The 17,688-nt window shown below is 69.9% G+C and carries 13 protein-coding genes and 1 pseudogene; 5 read left to right on the top strand and 9 right to left on the bottom strand.

Annotation, left to right across the window (positions count from 1 at the left end; all coding sequences use genetic code 11):
* Positions 1-436 precede the first annotated feature (436 nt).
* Entirely contained in the window at positions 437-1,027 is a 591-nt protein-coding gene (locus tag ACLQ23_RS04570; protein WP_425880379.1) for a transposase, read from the bottom strand.
* An 11-nt stretch (positions 1,028-1,038) separates the two neighbouring features.
* Positions 1,039-1,176 carry a transposase gene (locus ACLQ23_RS04565; RefSeq protein WP_425880437.1) on the bottom strand — a complete coding sequence of 46 codons (138 nt, stop codon included), beginning with the start codon at positions 1,174-1,176 and terminating at the stop codon, positions 1,039-1,041.
* A gap of 388 nt (positions 1,177-1,564) precedes the next feature.
* On the opposite strand from ACLQ23_RS04565, the pseudogene ACLQ23_RS04560 reads away from it, so the two are divergent.
* A pseudogene (locus ACLQ23_RS04560) lies at positions 1,565-2,309 on the top strand (IS5 family transposase); the annotation flags it as partial.
* A gap of 57 nt (positions 2,310-2,366) precedes the next feature.
* Here ACLQ23_RS04560 and treZ read toward each other — a convergent pair.
* The 3 genes from treZ to glgX are packed head-to-tail and all read right to left on the bottom strand — an operon-like array spanning position 2,367 to position 8,534.
* On the bottom strand, positions 2,367-4,091 hold the full coding sequence (gene treZ, locus ACLQ23_RS04555) for a malto-oligosyltrehalose trehalohydrolase (protein WP_425880378.1): 1,725 nt from the start codon (positions 4,089-4,091) through the stop codon (positions 2,367-2,369).
* Positions 4,088-6,415 (bottom strand): malto-oligosyltrehalose synthase, encoded by a 2,328-nt coding sequence (gene treY, locus ACLQ23_RS04550; RefSeq protein WP_425880377.1) that lies wholly within the window; start codon positions 6,413-6,415, stop codon positions 4,088-4,090. Before treY ends, treZ begins: the two co-directional genes overlap by 4 nt.
* 1 nt (position 6,416) lies before the next feature.
* A complete protein-coding gene (glgX, locus tag ACLQ23_RS04545) occupies positions 6,417-8,534 on the bottom strand; it encodes a glycogen debranching protein GlgX (RefSeq protein WP_425735547.1) in 2,118 nt (705 codons plus the stop codon).
* 331 nt (positions 8,535-8,865) lie between these two features.
* On the opposite strand from glgX, the gene ACLQ23_RS04540 reads away from it, so the two are divergent.
* The 4 genes from ACLQ23_RS04540 to ACLQ23_RS04525 all read left to right on the top strand — a co-directional run bounded on the left by ACLQ23_RS04540 (position 8,866) and on the right by ACLQ23_RS04525 (position 11,779).
* Positions 8,866-10,347 (top strand): glycosyltransferase family 4 protein, encoded by a 1,482-nt coding sequence (locus ACLQ23_RS04540; protein ID WP_425735546.1) that lies wholly within the window; start codon positions 8,866-8,868, stop codon positions 10,345-10,347.
* A 267-nt stretch (positions 10,348-10,614) separates the two neighbouring features.
* Positions 10,615-10,959 (top strand): ArsR/SmtB family transcription factor, encoded by a 345-nt coding sequence (locus ACLQ23_RS04535; protein ID WP_355594942.1) that lies wholly within the window; start codon positions 10,615-10,617, stop codon positions 10,957-10,959.
* A complete protein-coding gene (locus ACLQ23_RS04530; RefSeq protein WP_355631474.1) occupies positions 10,956-11,426 on the top strand; it encodes an SRPBCC family protein in 471 nt (156 codons plus the stop codon). The genes ACLQ23_RS04535 and ACLQ23_RS04530 overlap by 4 nt, the downstream gene beginning before the upstream one ends.
* The gene (locus ACLQ23_RS04525) at positions 11,423-11,779 is read left to right on the top strand and encodes a nuclear transport factor 2 family protein (RefSeq protein WP_425880376.1); all 357 of its coding nucleotides are present in this window, start codon (positions 11,423-11,425) and stop codon (positions 11,777-11,779) included. The genes ACLQ23_RS04530 and ACLQ23_RS04525 overlap by 4 nt, the downstream gene beginning before the upstream one ends.
* Positions 11,780-12,346: 567 nt before the next feature.
* Here the strand turns inward: ACLQ23_RS04525 and ACLQ23_RS04520 are convergent.
* From ACLQ23_RS04520 to ACLQ23_RS04505, 4 genes are all read right to left on the bottom strand, one after another.
* Positions 12,347-13,630, bottom strand: coding sequence for a citrate synthase (locus ACLQ23_RS04520; RefSeq protein WP_053659603.1), 1,284 nt, complete (start codon positions 13,628-13,630; stop codon positions 12,347-12,349).
* A gap of 242 nt (positions 13,631-13,872) precedes the next feature.
* Complete coding sequence (locus tag ACLQ23_RS04515) at positions 13,873-15,909, bottom strand: sulfatase-like hydrolase/transferase (RefSeq protein WP_425880435.1); 2,037 nt, start codon at positions 15,907-15,909, stop codon at positions 13,873-13,875.
* A 118-nt stretch (positions 15,910-16,027) separates the two neighbouring features.
* Complete coding sequence (locus tag ACLQ23_RS04510) at positions 16,028-17,455, bottom strand: methyltransferase (RefSeq protein WP_355594950.1); 1,428 nt, start codon at positions 17,453-17,455, stop codon at positions 16,028-16,030.
* Positions 17,456-17,471: 16 nt separating this feature from the next.
* Positions 17,472-17,621, bottom strand: coding sequence for a hypothetical protein (locus tag ACLQ23_RS04505; RefSeq protein ID WP_192902051.1), 150 nt, complete (start codon positions 17,619-17,621; stop codon positions 17,472-17,474).
* Positions 17,622-17,688: the final 67 nt, after the last annotated feature.

Genomic DNA, 17,688 nt, shown 5'->3' with positions numbered 1-17,688 from the left:
GTTGGGTTTCCCAGCTTACCTGTCGCGCGCCTACTCCAAGTCGCGCCCCTAGTCGGAGCGCGATACACGCGCTAAGCCGACCTACTTCGGAGTACGTGCCGCCGATTCGGCTTCCTCGCCGTCATCCGACGTGGCAGCAGGTGGCGCACCTTGCTGCCACGGCCCATCCTTCATCAGCAAGGACGGCGGACTTGGGTAGGCGCTGCACCACTCCGCACAGACGTGACATAAGGCGGTCGGTGCCTGTATAAACGTTTTGCGGGTCGGTTGATTGCCTCCTTCGCTTCAGCGTGTTCGCGTTTAGTCTGATAAATGCGTCTTCAGAGCAGTTTACATTGCTGTCAGTCGGGTGTGTTGAAGGTGCGGCGTTGTTGGCGGGTGGCGGGTCTGCCTCGGGTGAGACGGCGGAGCATGCCGCCGGGGGCGGCCCATCGGATCATGGCCCCTGACATTGGGATGCTTCTATAGCTGTCAAGTGGTGCTGGTGGCTAGGTGGGCGCCGTTCAGGGTCGGGACAGCTATAGAAGCATCTCATTGTGCGGTGGGTTTCGTAGTCGCGGGCCAGGCGGCAGTGAGCGGTGATCCGGGCCAGGGTCCGTTCGACGACCCAGCGACGCGGGTGTACGACGAAGCCTTTCTGGTCGGCGGGTTTGCGGACGATCTCGACGGTGGTGCGCAGCAGGTCGCGGGCCCAGTCGACGAGGCGACCGGCGAAACCGGAGTCGGCGAAGACATGCCGGATCGGCGTGGCTGCGTAGGTGGCGAGCAGGGCGCCTTTGGCGCCGTCGCGGTCCTGCCAGGACGCGGCCAGGACCCAGACGGTGACCAGCAGACCGAGGGTGTCGGTGACGATGAACCGCTTCCGGCCGTTGATCTTCTTGCCAGCGTCATAGCCGCGGGAGTCGCGGGGCATGGAGTCGGCGCCCTTCACGCTCTGCGAGTCAATGGTCCCCGCCGTCGGCTCGGGCTGACGGCCGTGAGCCACCCGGATCTGCTCGCGTAGTTCGCACAGGATCCGCTCGGTCACGCCCCGACTGTTCAGGCGCGTGAAGTGCGCGTACAGGTCTGCCACGGCGGGAAGTCGTCTGGCAGGTACCGCCACGCGCCGCCGGTACGCACCACGTATAAGATGGCGTCGATGACGGCCCGGCGAGTGTATTTTCTGGTCTGCCCCATCCACTGCGGAGACGGCAGCATCGGCTCAATGATCTCCCACTCAGCGTCGGTCAGGTCAGACGGACGCCGTCGCACTCGATCCATACCTGCCTACCGACCGAGTCACGCTCATCGATCAGACCGCTGTGCGACACACCCAGCTCACCCACAAACCAAACGCGCTCTCACTGGGCGTTTTGATCGTTTCTGCCTGGGGTCGACAGCATTCGGCTTGCTGGCTGCCAGGTCAGCAAGCCGACGACTCGCGGCTATCCGCACTATTTGCCCTGACTGATGTCGCATCGATATGCCAGCTTCGTTCCGCGGAACGTGTCTGGTTCAGAAAAGCACTCGTATCGTCGGACTACGGGTGCGATCCACCGCGATTCGTCCACAGTAGACCTACGCCATGGTTGAGCGACCGGCTTACCCCTCCGACCTGTCCGACGCCCGCTGGGCGTTGATCGCACCACCCCTGAACGCCTGGCGTCAGGACCGCACCGACGCCGGCGTGGGCGGACGCACCGCTACCCACGACCTTCGCGAGATCTTCAACGCCATCCTGTACGTCAACCGCACCGGCATCGCCTGGCGCTACCCGCCGCACGACTTCCCGCCCTGGCAGACCGCCTACGGCTACTTCACCGCCTGGACCACCGACGGCATCTTCACCCAGCTCAACTACCAGCTCACCGGACCGACCCGCACCAAAGCCGGCCGCGCCGCGCAACCATCGGCCTGCATCATCGACAGCCAGAGCGTGAAGACCTCCACCAACGCACCCCTACCCACCCAGGGCATCCACGCCGACAAGAAGGTAGTCGGACGCAAGCGGGGCATTGTCACCACACACTCGGCCTGCTCCTCGCCGTCGTCGTCACCGCTGCCCGCACCAGCGACAGCACCATCGGATTGACCTGCTCGACCAGGCCAAAGCCACTCACCCAGCCCTGGCCAAGGCCTGGGTCGACGCCGGCTTCAAGAACAATCTCCGTGGTCAAACGCCGCTGGGTCGTCGAACGCACCCTCGGCTGGATCATGCAACACCGACGCCTCGCCCGCGACTACGAAGCACTATCCGATAACTCCGCCAGCATGATCCGCATCGCGATGATCGACAACCTCACCAACGCGTCCCCGATGAAACCACCCCACCTGGCGAAAAGCCCGAAGACAGCATCGCTCGCAAAATATGTGAATCAGACGTCCTCTCAGAGCGCCACGATCGCCGCAGTCTCCGCTGGCAACTCGATCCGGTCACGCATCACAGTGACGCCCTCCCCCGTAGCCAACAGCACCCGCCGAGCCACGCCAGGCAACGACACCCCCTGCCCCCGCCCAGCGAAGTTGGCGACAACAAGCGTCTCCCCCCGCCGCATCAGCAGGAACTGATCCCCGTGCTGCACAGACACCGCGTGCATCCGAGGATCCGACAGGTCAGGCGCAGACCGCCGCAAGGCAATCAACCGCTGGTAAAACGACAACATCGATGCATGCTCAGGCTTGTCCAGCTCCGCCCAGTCCAACCGCGACCGTACGAACGTCTCCGGGTCCTGCGGGTCGGGCACGTCCCCTTCCGGCCATCCGTGCGACGCGAACTCCCGCCGCCGCCCGGTCCGCACGGCAGAGGCCAGCTCCGGCTCGGGGTGCGAGGTGAAGAACTGCCACGGCGTAGAGGCAGCCCACTCCTCCCCCATGAACAGCATCGGCGTGAAGGGCGCGGTCATCAGCAACATGGCCCCCACCCGCAGCAGAGAAGGCGACAGGGAGGCGGAGATCCGATCGCCAGTGGCGCGGTTGCCGATCTGGTCGTGGTTCTGCAGGTACGCCACGAACCGATGCCCAGGAATCCGAGGGTCGACGGGCCGCCCATGCTGCCGGTTGCGGAAGCTGGACCAGGTGCCGGCGTGGAAGAACCCGCCGGTGAGCACGTCCGACAGCGTCTCCAAAGATCCGAAGTCCCCGTAGTAGCCCTGCCGCTCCCCCGTCAGCAGCGTGTGCAGCGCGTGGTGGGCATCGTCGTTCCACTGCGCGTGCAGCCCGAACCCGCCCGCCTCCCGAGGCGTGATGAGCCGTGGATCGTTGAGGTCCGATTCGGCGATCAGCGACAACGGCCGACCCAGGTGCGTCGACAGCGATTCGACGGAAACCGCCAGCTCTTCCAAGAGCGGCACCGCCCGCGAGTCAGGCAGCGCGTGCACGGCGTCGAGGCGTAGCCCGTCGACGTGGTAGTCGCGCAGCCACATGAGGACGCTGTCGATGATGTAGCGGCGTACCTCGTCGGAGTGCGGGCCGTCCAGGTTGATCGAGCGGCCCCACGTGTTGCTCTGCTCGGCGAGGTAGGGCCCGAACCGTGGCGCGTAGGCCCCGGAGGGCCCGAAATGGTTGTAGACGACGTCGAGGATCACCCCCAACCCGCGAGCGTGTGCGGCGTCGACGAACCGTTTCAGCCCGTCGGGGCCGCCGTAGGGCTCGTGCGGGGCAAACCAGCAGACGCCGTCGTACCCCCAGTTGTGTTCGCCGTTGAAGGCGTTGACCGGGAGCAGCTCGATCAGGTCGACGCCGAGGTTCACCAGGTGGTCGAGGCGGCCGATGGCCGCGTCGAAGGTGCCTTCCGGGGTGAACGTGCCGATGTGCAGCTCGTAGAGGATGCTGCCGGGCAGTTGCCGGCCCGTCCAGGAGGAATCACTCCACTGGAACGCATGATGGTCGTAGCGGCGGCTCGGCCCGTGCACACCAGCAGGCTGCCACTGCGACCGGGGGTCGGGCAGCGGGGTTTCGTCGTCGTTCAGCAGAAAGGAGTAGTCGGGGCCGGCGTCGGGCACCTCGACCCGCCACCAGCCGTCGGCGGCGGCGCGCATCTCGTGGTCGACGTCGCCGGCCAGGCGCAGCCGGACCCGGCTGGCGTCCGGCGCCCACACGGAGAATTCGGTCATGAAGCAGCCTCCACGGAATCAGTGGGAGCCAGCAGAGCGACGGGATAGTCGGACAGAAGGTTGTCCAGCGAGGTCTCCCCGCCACTGTAGACCCGGCCGGTGAACAGGTCCTTCACCTCGTTAACACCAAGCGACAGAACTGTGTCACACCACCCACCGGCACGCGCCAGTCCGAGCGGCAGGCGGGTCGCCACGGCGATCGCGCCACCTCTGTCGAAGGCCACCACGTGCCGCCCCTGCGGCCCGTGCGCCGGCACCGGCCGGTAGGAGGTGAACAGCTCCGGGTGCGCCCGCCGCAGGCGCAGGGTCCGCGACACGACGAGGAGCTTCGCGGCGCCGTCGGTGTCGACCGGGGGACGCCAGCCGCCGTCGATCCGCGCCAGCATCTCCCGGCGTACGTCGAAGTCGACCGGGCGGCGGTTGTCCGGGTCGACGAGGGAGTTGTCCCACAGCTCGGTGCCCTGGTAGGTGTCCGGCACACCGGGCATGGTGAGCTGGATCAGCTTCTGCCCGAGCGAGTTGCACCAGCCGGCCGGGGTGATCGCCGCGGCGAGTTCGGTCAGCTCGTCGTGCAGGCTCGGGTCGTCGTACATCAGGTCGACAAGGGTGTGCAGGGCCTGCTCGAAGCCCGGGTCGGGGTCCGCCCAACTGGTCGAGGCCGCGGCCTCCCGGGCTGCCTTCTCGGCGTACGCGTGCAGCCTCTCCCGCTCGATCGGCCACGCGCCGACGGCGGTCTGCCAGAGCAGGTGGGCGAAGGCCGGGTCGGGCAGCGGCGCGTACTCCATCCAGGCCTTGACCTGCTCGGCCCAGCGGCCCGGCAGTTCGCTGAGCACGGCGAGGCGGGCACGGACGTCCTCGCCGCGTTTCGTGTCGTGGGTGGAGACGGTGGTCATGCTGGCCGGCCAGCGGACCTGCTGGGCGGCGGCGAAGCGGTGGAACTCCGCCGGTGGCACCCCGAAGCGGGTGGGGTTGTCGCCGACCTCGTTGAGCGCCACGAACCGGGTCCAGCGGTAGAACGCGGTGTCCTCCACGCCCTTGGCCATCACCGCGCCGGTGAGCTGTGGGAACCGTTGGGCCAGCTCGTCCTCGCTGTCGCGCAGCCTGCGGGTGACCGCGTCCAGGGCAGCGGCCAGGTCGGGGCGGCGGCGGCCCGCCTCGGAGCGCGCGGCAGCGAGGTGCCGGGCACCGTGCGGCGGGTAGCCGCGGTAGACCGCGAACGCGGCGGCCAGCTCGGCGAGCGCCGCGCGGGCCAGCTCGGTGGGCACCTCGGGGGCGAGGGCGGCCAGCCGGGTCAGCTCGGCGGCGAGCAGTCGGGTGGCGGCGGCCAGCTTGGTGGCGTGGGTCAGGTCCTCCCACGAGGTGTGGTGCCCCGCGAGGCGGGTGTCCAGCGCGGTGAAGTCACCCTCGGCGTCGGTGTCGACGAAGAGCCCGCCGACCAGTGCCAGGGCGTCGTAGCCGGTGGTGCCGTCCACCGGCCAGTCCGGCAGCTCCTCGCCGTACTCCAGGATCTTCTCCACCACGAGCCAGACGTCCGGCGCGGCCTCCCGCAGCCGCGCCAGGTAGCCGGCCGGGTCCCGCAGCCCGTCCGGGTGGTCGACGCGGATGCCGTCGACCTCCCCGTCGGCCGCCCAGCGCAGGATCAGCTCGTGGGTGGCCGCGAACACCGCCGGGTCCTCCACGCGCAGGCCCGCCAGGCCCGTGATGGCGAAGAACCGGCGGTACGTCAGCTCGGCGTCACCGCGCCGCCAGGAGATCAGCTCGTAGTGCTGCCTGTCGTGCACTTCCCGCGCGCTGCCGTCGCCGGTGCCGTCAGCGATCGGGAAGCGGTGCTCGTGGTAGCGCAGCTCCCCGTCCACCAGCTTGAGGTCGTCCAGGGCGGCCGGGTCGTCGGCCAGCACCGGCAGCAGCAGCCGGCCCCGGTCCCAGTCGATGTCGAACCAGTCGGCGTACGCCGAGTCACGGCCCCGGCGCAGCACGTCCCACCAGGCCGGGTTGGCCGGCGGCACGGCAACACCCGCGTGGTTGGGCACGATGTCGACGACAAGGCCGAGCCCCGCCTCGCGCAGGGCGCGCAGCAGTCGCTGCCGGCCCGCCTCGCCGCCCACCTCCGGGTTGACGGTCCGGTGGTCGACAACGTCGTAGCCGTGCGCCGACCCGGGAGTGGCTGCCAGCAGGGGCGCGCTGTAGAGGTGACTGACGCCCAGGTCGGCGAGGTAGTCGACGATGCCGGCGGTGGCGTCCAGGTCGAAGCCGGGGCGGACCTGGACGCGATAGGTGGCTTGTACGGTGGCGTGTTCGGTGGCCTTTGCAGGGGTGGCCGCCATCTCAGATCGTCCTCTCCAACACCACGAGGGAGCGGTCCGGCACCCGGATGGTGCCGCCCGCGCTGATCACCGTGACGTCGTCCGGGGCGGGCTCGGCGGTGCTGATCACCCGTTCCCACTTCTGGCCGTACTCGCTGCCCGGCATCGTGAAGTCCAGCGCCGCGTCGTGGGCGTTGAAGCACAGCAGGAACGAGGCGTCGACGTGACGCTGGCCGTACTGGCCGCGCTCCCGGATGCCCTCACCGTTCACGAACAGCGCGACCGAGCGGCCGAAGTCGTTACCCCAGTCCTCGCCTGTCATCTCCCGCCCGTCCGGGGTGTACCAGGCCAGATCGGGCAGCGGCTCGTCGCTGCCACGCCCGCCCACCGGCAGGCCTGTGAAGAACCGGCGGCGGCGGAACACCTGATGCCGTTTACGGAAGTCGGTGAGCGTACGGACGAAGTCCAGCAACTGCTCGTCGGCGTTGTCCCAGTCGATCCAGGCCAGCTCGCTGTCCTGGCAGTACGCGTTGTTGTTGCCCCGCTGGGTGCGACCCAACTCGTCACCGTGGCCGATCATCGGCACGCCCTGCGACAGCATCAGCGTGGCCAGGAAGTTGCGTCGCTGCTTGGCCCGCAGGGCGAGCACCCCCTCGTCGTCGGTTTCACCCTCTACACCGCAGTTCCACGATCGGTTGTGGCTCTCGCCGTCGCGGTTGTCCTCGCCGTTCGCCTCGTTGTGCTTGTCGTTGTACGACACCAGGTCGTTGAGCGTGAACCCGTCGTGGACGGTAACGAAGTTGATGCTGTGGAACGGCCGGCGCCCGTCGTCCTGGTAGAGGTCGGCCGAGCCGGAGATCCGCGACGCGAACTCCGCGAGGGTGGCCGGCTCGCCGCGCCAGAAATCCCGCACCGTGTCGCGGTACTTGCCGTTCCACTCCGTCCACAGCGGCGGGAAGTTGCCCACCTGGTAGCCGCCGGGACCGACGTCCCACGGCTCGGCGATCAGCTTGACCTGGCTGACCACCGGGTCCTGCTGCACCACCTCGAAGAACGTCGACAGCCTGTCGACCTCGTAGAACTCGCGGGCAAGGGTGGCCGCCAGGTCGAAGCGGAAACCGTCGACGTGCATCTCGGTCACCCAGTACCGCAACGAATCCATGATCAGTTGCAGCGAGTGCGGGCTGCGCACGTTGAGGCTGTTGCCGGTGCCCGTGTAGTCGACGAAGTAGCGGCGGTCCTCCTCGCTCAGCCGGTAGTAGCTGGGCGCGTCCACACCCTTGAAGCTCAGCGTCGGCCCCAGGTGGTTGCCCTCGGCCGTGTGGTTGTAGACCACGTCGAGGATGACCTCGATACCGGCGGCGTGCAGCGCCTTGACCATGCCCCGGAACTCCTGCACCTGCTGGCCGAGACGGCCCAGCGCCGAGTAGCCGTGGTGCGGGGCGAAGAAGCCGATCGTGTTGTAGCCCCAGTAGTTGCGCAGCCCCAGATCGGCCAGGCGGTGATCGTGGACGAACTGGTGCACCGGCATCAACTCGATGGCCGTCACCCCGAGCCGGGTCAAGTATTCGATCATCGGCGGGGAGGCGATTCCCGCGTACGTGCCGCGCAGTTCCTCCGGGATGTCCGGGTGGCGCATCGTCAGCCCGCGTACGTGCGCCTCGTAGATCACCGAATGGTGGTACGGGGTGCGCGGCGGCTTGTCGTTGCCCCAGTCGAAGTACGGGTTGACCACCACCGACTTCGGCATGAACGGCGCCGAGTCCGTCTCGTTCATCCGCTCCGGCTCGGCCATGTCGTAGTCGTAGACCGCCGGGTCCCACTCCACGTCACCATCGATGGCCTTGGCGTACGGGTCGAGCAGCAGCTTGTGCGGGTTGCAGCGCAGCCCGTTCGCCGGGTCGTACGGGCCGTACACCCGGTAGCCGTAACGCTGCCCCGGCTCGATGCCCGGCAGGTACGCGTGCCACACGTAGGCGTCCACCTCGCGCAGCTCGACCCGGCGCTCCGCGCCGGTGTCCCACTCGTCGAAGAGGCACAACTCGATCCGCTCGGCCACCTCGGAGAAGATGGCGAAGTTGGTGCCCATCCCGTCGTAGGTGGCGCCCAGGGGATACCGCTCGCCCGGCCAGACCTGCATGTCGCTCCTTCAAAGCATGGTCATGTGCGCACCGCGCCACGGCGCGCCGGCAGAGGTCGCCCGCGCGCACGCGGGTATTGCCCCCCACCTCGGCGCGCCAATCCATCCTTTCAGGCGGCGACCGGAATCGGCCTGTCTGATGCGCGCAACGCCCCTCAGGTGTCCTCCGTCACGAAGATGCCGTTGAAGATGCGGTATCGCGCTCGATGCCCTTTGCTTGTCGGGGGACACGCGCGCGCATGGCCCTACTCGGCCCTGCGCCACCCCCTCCACTTCTCGCTTCGCCGCCACCGACGTCGGCGCGTACCACCATGCATGGACGGAGATTGATGTGACGACCCTGCGGGTCGACCAACAGCTCGCCGCTACCGTGGACCGCGCACACCGGCCCACAGTGACCTCCCGGCCCCAGATCCCGGCCCAGACCGGCCTTCCCGCGCAGGCTGACATGTCCGCGCAGGCCGTCCTTTCCCCGCAGCCCGGCGCGATCGTGCCGGCGCAGCCCGGCCCGGGAGTCCCCCCGCAGACCCGCCGCATCCTCATGCTGTCCTGGGAGTACCCGCCGGTGCTCGTCGGTGGCCTCGGCCGACACGTCCACGCGCTGTCGGTGGCGCTGGCCGCCGCCGGCCACGAGGTCACAGTCGTCACCCGCCACAGCGAGGGCGCGCCCCTTGAGGAGTACGCCGACGGCGTGCGCATCCTGCGCGCCCCCGAGGACCCGGTGACGTTCCCCCTCGCCACCGGCTCCCTGCTGGCCTGGACGATGGCGTTCAACCACACCCTCACCCGCACCGCGCTGCGCGCCACCGAAGCCGGCACCTACGACGTCATCCACGCCCACGACTGGCTCGTCGCCCACACCGCGATGACGTTGCGCGACCACCTGGACATCCCGCTGGTGAGCACCATCCACGCGACCGAAGCCGGACGGCACCAGGGCTGGCTGCCCGAGGAGATGAACCGCACCATCCACGGCGTCGAGCACTGGCTCAGCAGCGAATCCGGTCGGGTCATCGTCTGCTCCGGCTACATGCGCGACGAGGTGAGCGCCCTGTTCGGCGTACCGGCCGGTCGGGTCGACGTCGTCGCCAACGGCGTGGAGCCACACCGCTGGAAGGTCCCCGCACGCGCCGTCGCCGCCGCCCGCACCCGCTTCGCCGGAGACGGCCCGCTTGTCACCTTCGCCGGCCGCCTCGTCTACGAGAAGGGCGTCCAGCACCTGATCGCCGGGCTGCCCCGACTGCGGCAACGGCACCCGGGGCTGCGTGCCGTGATCGCCGGCGACGGCCCGTACCGTGCCGAACTGGAGGCCGAGGTGCACCGCCGCGGCCTCGGCGGCATGGTCAGCATGCCGGGCTTCCTCGGCGGCACCGACCTGCCGGCCCTGATGGCCGCCTCCGACTGCTTCGCGGTGCCCAGCATCTACGAGCCGTTCGGCATGGTGGCCCTGGAGGGCGCCGCCGCCGGGGCACCCCTGGCCGTCGCCGCCACCGGCGGCCTCGCCGAAATCGTCGAACCCGGCGTGACCGGAATGACCTTCCGCCCCCACGACCCCGACGGGCTCGCCGACGCCGTGGACGCGCTGCTGTCCGACCGCGACCGCTCACGCGCCATGGCACGCCGCGCCCGCCGGATGGTGAACGACAAGTACGGCTGGTCCGCCATCGCCCAGCACACCGCCGCCAGCTACGCCGCAGCCATCAGCACCGACGCCGAGTGCACCGCCGAACGCGCCGAGCAGCGCATGTCCCAGGGGCGGGCGCTGCCGGCGCTACCCGAAGGCAACCTCCTGGCCGCCGCCGGCCTGCGCTAACCGCCCCGACCCGACCTCCCGGGTCGACCGTCTCGGGCCTTCCGTCTCGGGCCTTCCGTCTCGGGCCTTCCGTCTCGGGCCTTCCGTCTCGGGCCTTCCGTCTCGGGCCGGCGGTGATCGACTCGCCTTCCTTGAAACCGGGGTGTCCCCGCCTTGCGGACACCCCGGTTTCCGTGAAGCCGGGTCGATCACCGCCGGCCTGAACGGATCGGGCGACTTTTGCAAGCGGTTGTTTGTGCAAGCGGTTGTTTGCGTTAGGGTCGGGTCGTGTCCACCTCACTCGCGGTGTCTGAGCCTGACCTCGACCTGGCCTTCGCAGCCCTCGGCGACCCCGTCCGTCGTGCGCTGGTGACCCGCCTCGCCCAGAGTGACGCCACCGTGGGTGAGCTAGCCGAGCCGTTCGACCTGACGCCGCAGGCCATCTCCCATCACGTCGGCGTGCTGCGGCGGTGTGGTCTCGTCGAGCAGCGACGCGAGGGCACCAGACGTCCCTGCCGACTGCGGGCCGATCAGTTGTCGGTGCTCAGCGGTTGGATCGACGAGCAGCGGCGGGCCTGGGACGACCGACTCGACGCGCTCGAGCGACACCTCGCCGACGGAGCGGACCGATGACCGCCCGCGCGACACTGCACGGCGACGAACTGATCGCCCGGCGCCACCTGTCGGCAAGCCCCGAACGTGTCTGGGCCGCCTTCACCTCCCCGGCGAGCATCGCGGCGTTCTGGGGCGGTTCACACGCCACCGTTCCCGGCGAGTCCGTGACAGTCGACCTCCGCCCCGGCGGAGAGTTCGCGCTCGACACCCGCGCGCCGGACGGCGCGACCCGCCGACTTCGGTTCGTCTACGTGAGCATCACCGCGCCGCACGAACTCGTGTTCGACGAGCCCGTCACCGGCCTGCGCACGACCGTCACCATCCAGCCCGCTGACGGCGGCGGCGCGGATCTCACGGTCCACCAGCGTCGGCTTCCCCCCGAGTTGCGCAGCACCCAGGCGGTCGACGGGCTCGCCTCGATCCTTGACGCCCTCGCCGCACACCTAAAGCACGACCAGACGACACCGCCACGGAGGACTGCATGAACCAGACCACCCAACGCGACCTCGTCGCGGAATACTTCGCCGGCTTCCGGACCAGCGACCACCCGCGCATCCTCGCGACCCTCACCGATGACGTCGAGTGGGTCATTCACGGGCACCGGACGACCCGCGGCAAGGCGGAGTTCGACGGCGAGATCGAGAACCCGTCGTTCACCGGCAGCCCTCAACTCGACGTCCAGCGCGTCCACGAGGACGGACCTGTCGTCGTCACCACCGGCGAGGGCCACGGCGTCAGCGTCGAGCACGGGCCGTTCCGGTTCGCCTTCAACGACCTGTTCACGTTCCGCTACGGGCTGATCGCCCGCGTCGACTCCTACGTCGTACCCCTGCCGTAGAGGCCCGCAACCCGCAATTCGCGGCCGCAGGTCCGCTTGAGCGCCGATGTAGACCGCCTCTCGCGCCGACCCACGGTTAGCCGCCCACGCCCACGCCCACGCCCATGCGAGCCTGTCGAGCTGCCCCACCAATGGGGCGGGCGGCGGCCCTCCACCAGAGCCACGACGCTCCACATCCTGCGAGCCCCGTCGAGCTGCCGAGCCCCGTCGAGCTGCCGAGCCCCGTCGAGCTGCCGAGCCCCGTCGAGCTGCCGAGCCCTGTCGAGCTGCCCCATCGATGGGGCGGGCGGCGTTCCACCAGAGATCTACCAGAGTGCGACGCGCGCCGCACATCTTGCGAGCCCTGTCGAGCTGCCCCAGCAATGGGGCGAGGCGGCGGCGCTATCCACGAGCGCGGCGACGCGCGCCCCAGATTTGGGGCAGCTCGACAGCGGCCGAATACAGGCACCAAGGGGGCAGGCACAGCGACCTGGCGAGCACGACGGGACGGGCGGCGAAACGAAACGCGGCAGGCCGCCCACCCGATCCCGGGTCGACGGCCTGCCGATGATGCGAAGAGCGGAGGCGTCAGCGCTCGCTGAAGGGGACGTAGTCCCGCTCGGCGGAGCCGACGTAGACCTGCCGCGGACGGCCGATCTTGGTCTCCGGGTCGTTGATCATCTCGCGCCACTGGGCGATCCAGCCGGGGAGCCGGCCGAGCGCGAAGAGGACCGTGAACATCTTGGTCGGGAAGCCCATGGCCTTGTAGATCAGGCCCGTGTAGAAGTCCACGTTCGGGTAGAGCCGACGGGAGACGAAGAAGTCGTCGTCGAGCGCGATCTCCTCCAACTCCATGGCGATGTCCAGCAGCGGGTCCGGCTTGGCCATCCGGCCCAGCACATCCTGCGCGGCCTTCTTGACGATCGCCGCCCGCGGGTCGTAGTTCTTGTAGACCCGGTGGCCGAAGCCCATCAGCTTGACGCCGTCCTCCTTGTCCTTGACCTTGCGGACGAAGGACCGGACGTCGCCACCCTCAGCGTTGATCTTTTCGAGCATCTCCAGCACGGCCTGGTTGGCACCGCCGTGCAGCGGGCCGAACAGCGCGTTCACGCCGGCCGAGACCGAGGCGAACAGGTTGGCGTTGCTGGAGCCGACCAGCCGGACGGTCGACGTGGAGCAGTTCTGCTCGTGGTCGGCGTGCAGGACGAACAGCATGTCCAGCACCTTCGACATCACCGGGTCGACCTCGTACGGCTCCGCCGGCACGCCGAACGTCATCCGCAGCAGGTTGTCCACGTACCCCAGGGAGTTGTCGGGGTAGAGCAGCGGCTGCCCGATGGACTTCTTGTACGCGTACGAGGCGATGGTGGGGACCTTCGCCATCAACCGGACCGTGGAGATCTCCACGTGCTCGGAGTCGAACGGGTCCAGGCTGTCCTGGTAGAACGTCGACAGGGCGCTCACCGCGGACGAGAGCACCGCCATCGGGTGGGCGTCCCGCGGGAAGCCGTCGAAGAAGCGGCGCATCTCCTCGTGCAGCAGCGAGTGCCGCCGAATCCACTCGGTGAACTCGGTCAGCTGCTGCTCGGTCGGCAGCTCGCCGTAGATGAGCAGGTACGAGACCTCCAGGAAGGAGGACTTCTCGGCCAACTGCTCGATCGGGTACCCCCGGTAACGCAGGATGCCCGCGTCGCCGTCGATGTAGGTGATAGCGGATGAGGCGGCCGCGGTGTTCACGAAACCAGGGTCGTACGTCGTCATCCCGGTTTCTTTCAGCAGCTTGCTCACCCCGATGCCAGCGGGGCCCTCGACCGCAGGATGTACCGGCATCGACAGCTGCCCACCGGGGTGATCGAGCTTGACTTCCGTCATGTGGTTCCTCGCTTCGCCGGCAGATCTACGTTGAATTGCCTTCGCTTCTACCGTAATTGCGGCCCGGGGGACACTGCCCGCCGTGGTTCGGCGGTGAGGTATGCGTCACCCGATTCCCGACTCACCAGCCGGGAAACCTTCCGTCCCGCTCCCCGAGACGGCCCGAAGCGCCCGGAAGCGCCCGGAACGACCCCCGGACCGGACCCGTGTGCCGCAGCCTCGACGACAGCGCTGGGACAGCCCTAGGACAGCGCGAGTCGGCGCAGCGTTCCGTCCCCCATGACCTGGTAGAGGTCAAGCGTGTTCGCCCCGGCCCGGAACAGCCGGTCGTCGGTGAGCAGCGCGGCGAAGCGGCGTCCTCCGGGGTCGGCCGGCACCACCGGGACCACCGCCCCGACGCGGCCGTTGACGGCCACCGCGAGTTGGGTGCCGTCCGGAACCGTGTCGGGCACGTCGCCCCAGACCAGCGCCGGAAGGGTGCCGGTGTCCGGATCGGTCGCCTGGAAGGCTGCCAGGCCGGCTACCCGGGCAGTGCCGGCGGCCGGGCCGGCCAGGCGCGCGCCGCCACCCGCCGGGCCGGCACCCCCATCGGCCCCGCGCGCGCCGCCATCGGCCGGGCCGGCCCGTACCTCGGCGCCGACGAGAGGGTGCGGTGCCGGCGGCGGCGGTGGGGTGGGCACCCCGCCGGGGAAGGTGACAGGCTCGCCGGGCCGGTCGTAGAAGTGTTTCGTGCTGTCCGTGCGGGGCGCCTGCCGGGCGGAGCGGCCGTCAACGCGTCGGGGCAGTCGGATGCCTGCCTCGTCGGCGACGGTGGGCAGCAGGTCGACGTGCTCCCAGTTGCGGTCGTCGACGCGGCCGGCCTGCTGGCGGGGTTCCTTGATGAACAGGGGTACCCAGGCGACCTCACCGGCGGCGGCCTTGATGGCGTCCATGCCTCGGCCCTGCGCTCCCGGGCGGAAGCTCACCCCATGGTCGGCGGTGACCACGACGAGGGCCTGGTCGTAGAGGCCGCTGGCGCGCAGCGTCCGCAGCGTCTCGCCGATCAGCCGGTCGGTGTAGCCGAGCTGGGCGAGGTGCCGTTGCCGGGCCAGGTCGACCCAGCCGGCGCCGTCGTTGGGCAGGTCCTCCGGGGCGTCGTAGCGGGCACCGGACGGCAGGTACGCCCATGGTGAGTGCGGCATGAGCAGGTGCAGGAAGTGCAGTGTGGGCCGGGGTTCGGGTTTCAGCCCGGCGAGGAAACTGGTGAACCGGGCGGGCTGGTTGTCGTCGAGGCTGTCCCAGCGGAACTTCGGGTCGTCCGGGACGGGTTCGGCGGCGTCCAGGCCGGCCTCGGCCCGGGTCTGCTCCCGGTAGGAGTCTTCCGGGTCGACGGCGCTCTCCGTCGGCCCGGCGATCTGGCCGAACAGTTTGCCGGTCTGCCGGACCAGCACACCGAGCCCTTGATCGGGGGTGATCGGCTGTTCGCAGCGGCTCGGTGGGCAGAGGCGGGTGATGCTCTCCTGCGCCTTGACGTCGTAGAGGCCGCCGAAGGCCGTGAAGATGTTGTCGGGGTACTGCGAGTAGTGCGGCGCCACGGACCGCGCCGGGTAGCGGCCGGTGAGCATTGCGGGCAGCGCGTTCGGCGTCCATCCGCTGACACCTGTGGCGTTGCGGTACCAGGTGGACCCGCCGGCCAGTTCGGCGAAGTGCGGGAACCGTTGCGCGTCGATCCGCCCGTCGACGCCGAGCAGGCTGACAAGCGGCAGCTCGTCGAGGATCAGCATGACCACCGGCGGGTGCACGGCCGCGCCCTGCGCCGTACCGGCCGCGCCTCCGTCGCTGCGCGGCAGCACCACCGCCGAGGTGGGCGAGACGAGCAGGAACAGCGCCACGAAGGCCACCGGTCCGGCGGCGGCCAGTCGCAGCACGCGGCCCGGCGCCCGCCACCGTCGGTGCGCGGCCGCGCCGGCCGCACCGGCAAGAGCCGCCACCAGCAGCACTGGTACGCCCCGAAGTGGCGTCGTGTGCCGGCCCACCTGCACGGCGAGGGCGGCCAGCAGCAGCCCCACAAGCGCGGTGTGGGTGATCGCGCGGGCGGTGCGGCCGGCCAGTCGACTGAGCGCTCCGAGCGCCACCAGGGGCAGCGTGGGCACGACCGCCACCAGGGCGACGAGCAGCAGGATCTGGCCGGGGTCGGCACGGTGGAAGAGGAAGAAGTCGGGGCTGCGGCCGAGCACGTCCAGCAGCGGCTGGGTGACGACAAGCCCGACCAGCGCGGTGACCTCCAGCAGCCGACCCACCTCGCCGCGCCAGCCCTGGTCCCATCGGCGCTGCGCCGACGTACCCGTGTCCGTGTCCGTGTCCGTGTCCGCGGCAAGCGGAGCGTCCGGAGCGTCCGGGGCAGGCGGGGCGGCCGGGTCAGCCACCCATCACCGTCCGGTAGAGCGTGCGGGTGCCCGATGGCAGTTCCAGCCGTTCGGTGATGCGTCCCCGGGCTTCCAGGAGCCGTTCGAAGGTGTCCCGACGGTAGTCGGTGAACAGGCCGTCGGGCTTGTTGGCGAGCAGGCGCTGGGCCATCGGGTCCTCCGGGTGGACGAACTCGACCACCACGGTTCCCGCTGGGGCGGTCAGTCCGGCCAGCCAGTCGACGACCTCGGGCAGCGGAACGTTGCGCCCGATGGCCAGGTGGTGCACGAGTGCCAGGGCGAGCACGACACCCGCCGAGGCCCGTTCGGCGAAACCGGCGCGCTCGACGCCCCGCCAGCCGCCGCCGGGCGACGGGTCGGCCAGGTCCACCACCAGCGGCAGGATCCGGCGTTGCCCCTCGGACCGCAGCGCCCGGTACAGCTCGTCGACCACTGCCGGGTCCTGCTCCACGGCGACCACGTAGTCGGCGTGTCCGGCGGCCAGTCGGGCGTACCGGCCGTCGTTGGCGCCCAGGTCGAGCACGAGGCGTGGACGGTTGGCGGCCACCGCGGCGACCACGAACTGTTCCTTGGCGACCCGGTCTGGCGCGGAGTAGCCGCAGGTGCTCCGGTAGTCCGCCCAGTGGCTGCCCGACGGGCGGTGCTCCAGCCTGCGGACGAGCTTCTCGATGCCGCGTACGGTGGCGGTTTGCAGTTCGCGGCTGTAGCCGGCGGCCCGCAGTTGGGCGCGGACGTCACTGGTGCTGGCGGCGGCGTTGCGCTGTTGCATGGCGCCGTGCAGGTGCACGTGGGTGAGGACGCCGGGGCGCAGCCGGCGGGTTCCGCCGAACAGCGGGCGGAGCTGATCGGCTTCGATGCCGTCGACCTGGGCGCGCAGCCAGGGTTGGAAGTCCACGCCGAGGTGGGCGGTGAGCAGCAGCGGATAGAGCGCGGTCTGGCAGAACTGCCGGTAGCCGGCCCAGGGTTCGCCGTCGCGGACGGGCTCGAAGGAGCCGATGTCGATGAAGACCGGCCTGGCCCCACGCCACTGGAGGTTGTACGCGGAGCCGTCCTTTGTGGTGAAGCCGCCGGCGAGGGCGGTGCGCAGGATCTCCAGGTGCAGCAGCGCGGCGTCGCGCAGCATCCCGAACGACCACTCGTACGGGTGGGACACGAACGGGATCCGCTCGTGGCGCAGCACCGCCGCCCACGGTTTCCCGGCCGCGGCGGGCACCAGGGCCGGCGGGGCGTCCTCGGTGGCGCAGACCTTGCCGTCGGCCACGAGGGTGGGAAAGAACGGGCTGGCCGCGAGTGTCCGCCAGTGTTCGGCGGCCTGCGCGTCCAGCCCGCGCAGCACCTCGTCGCCGACGTGGAAGACCCGGTTGGCGGGGTCGCGGAAGGAGGCTGGCTCGGGGCGTACCCCGGTGGGTGCGGTTGTCATGTTGTCCCGACCGGTGTCAGCGCTGATCGGTGGGTTGCCGGCGGAACCGGTCGACCAGCCGCCGCCAGTAGAGCTTGGCGGCGACCGCTACGCCGGCCACCCCGCCCACGACAGCCTGCACGATAAGGCTGCCGGATCCCGCGTCCAGGTAGGCCAGATGGTTCACCGACCGCTCCTTCCCCTCGCCCGTCTCGACACCGGCGTCCCGGGCGTGCAGCGGTGAGGCTTTTGAC

Origin of the sequence: Micromonospora sp. DT41 (genome assembly GCF_049841715.1) — a bacterium.
Classification (GTDB): domain Bacteria; phylum Actinomycetota; class Actinomycetes; order Mycobacteriales; family Micromonosporaceae; genus Micromonospora; species Micromonospora profundi.
The sequence above is the reverse complement of the archived record's forward strand: the minus strand, read 5'-3'. Positions and strand labels throughout refer to the sequence as shown.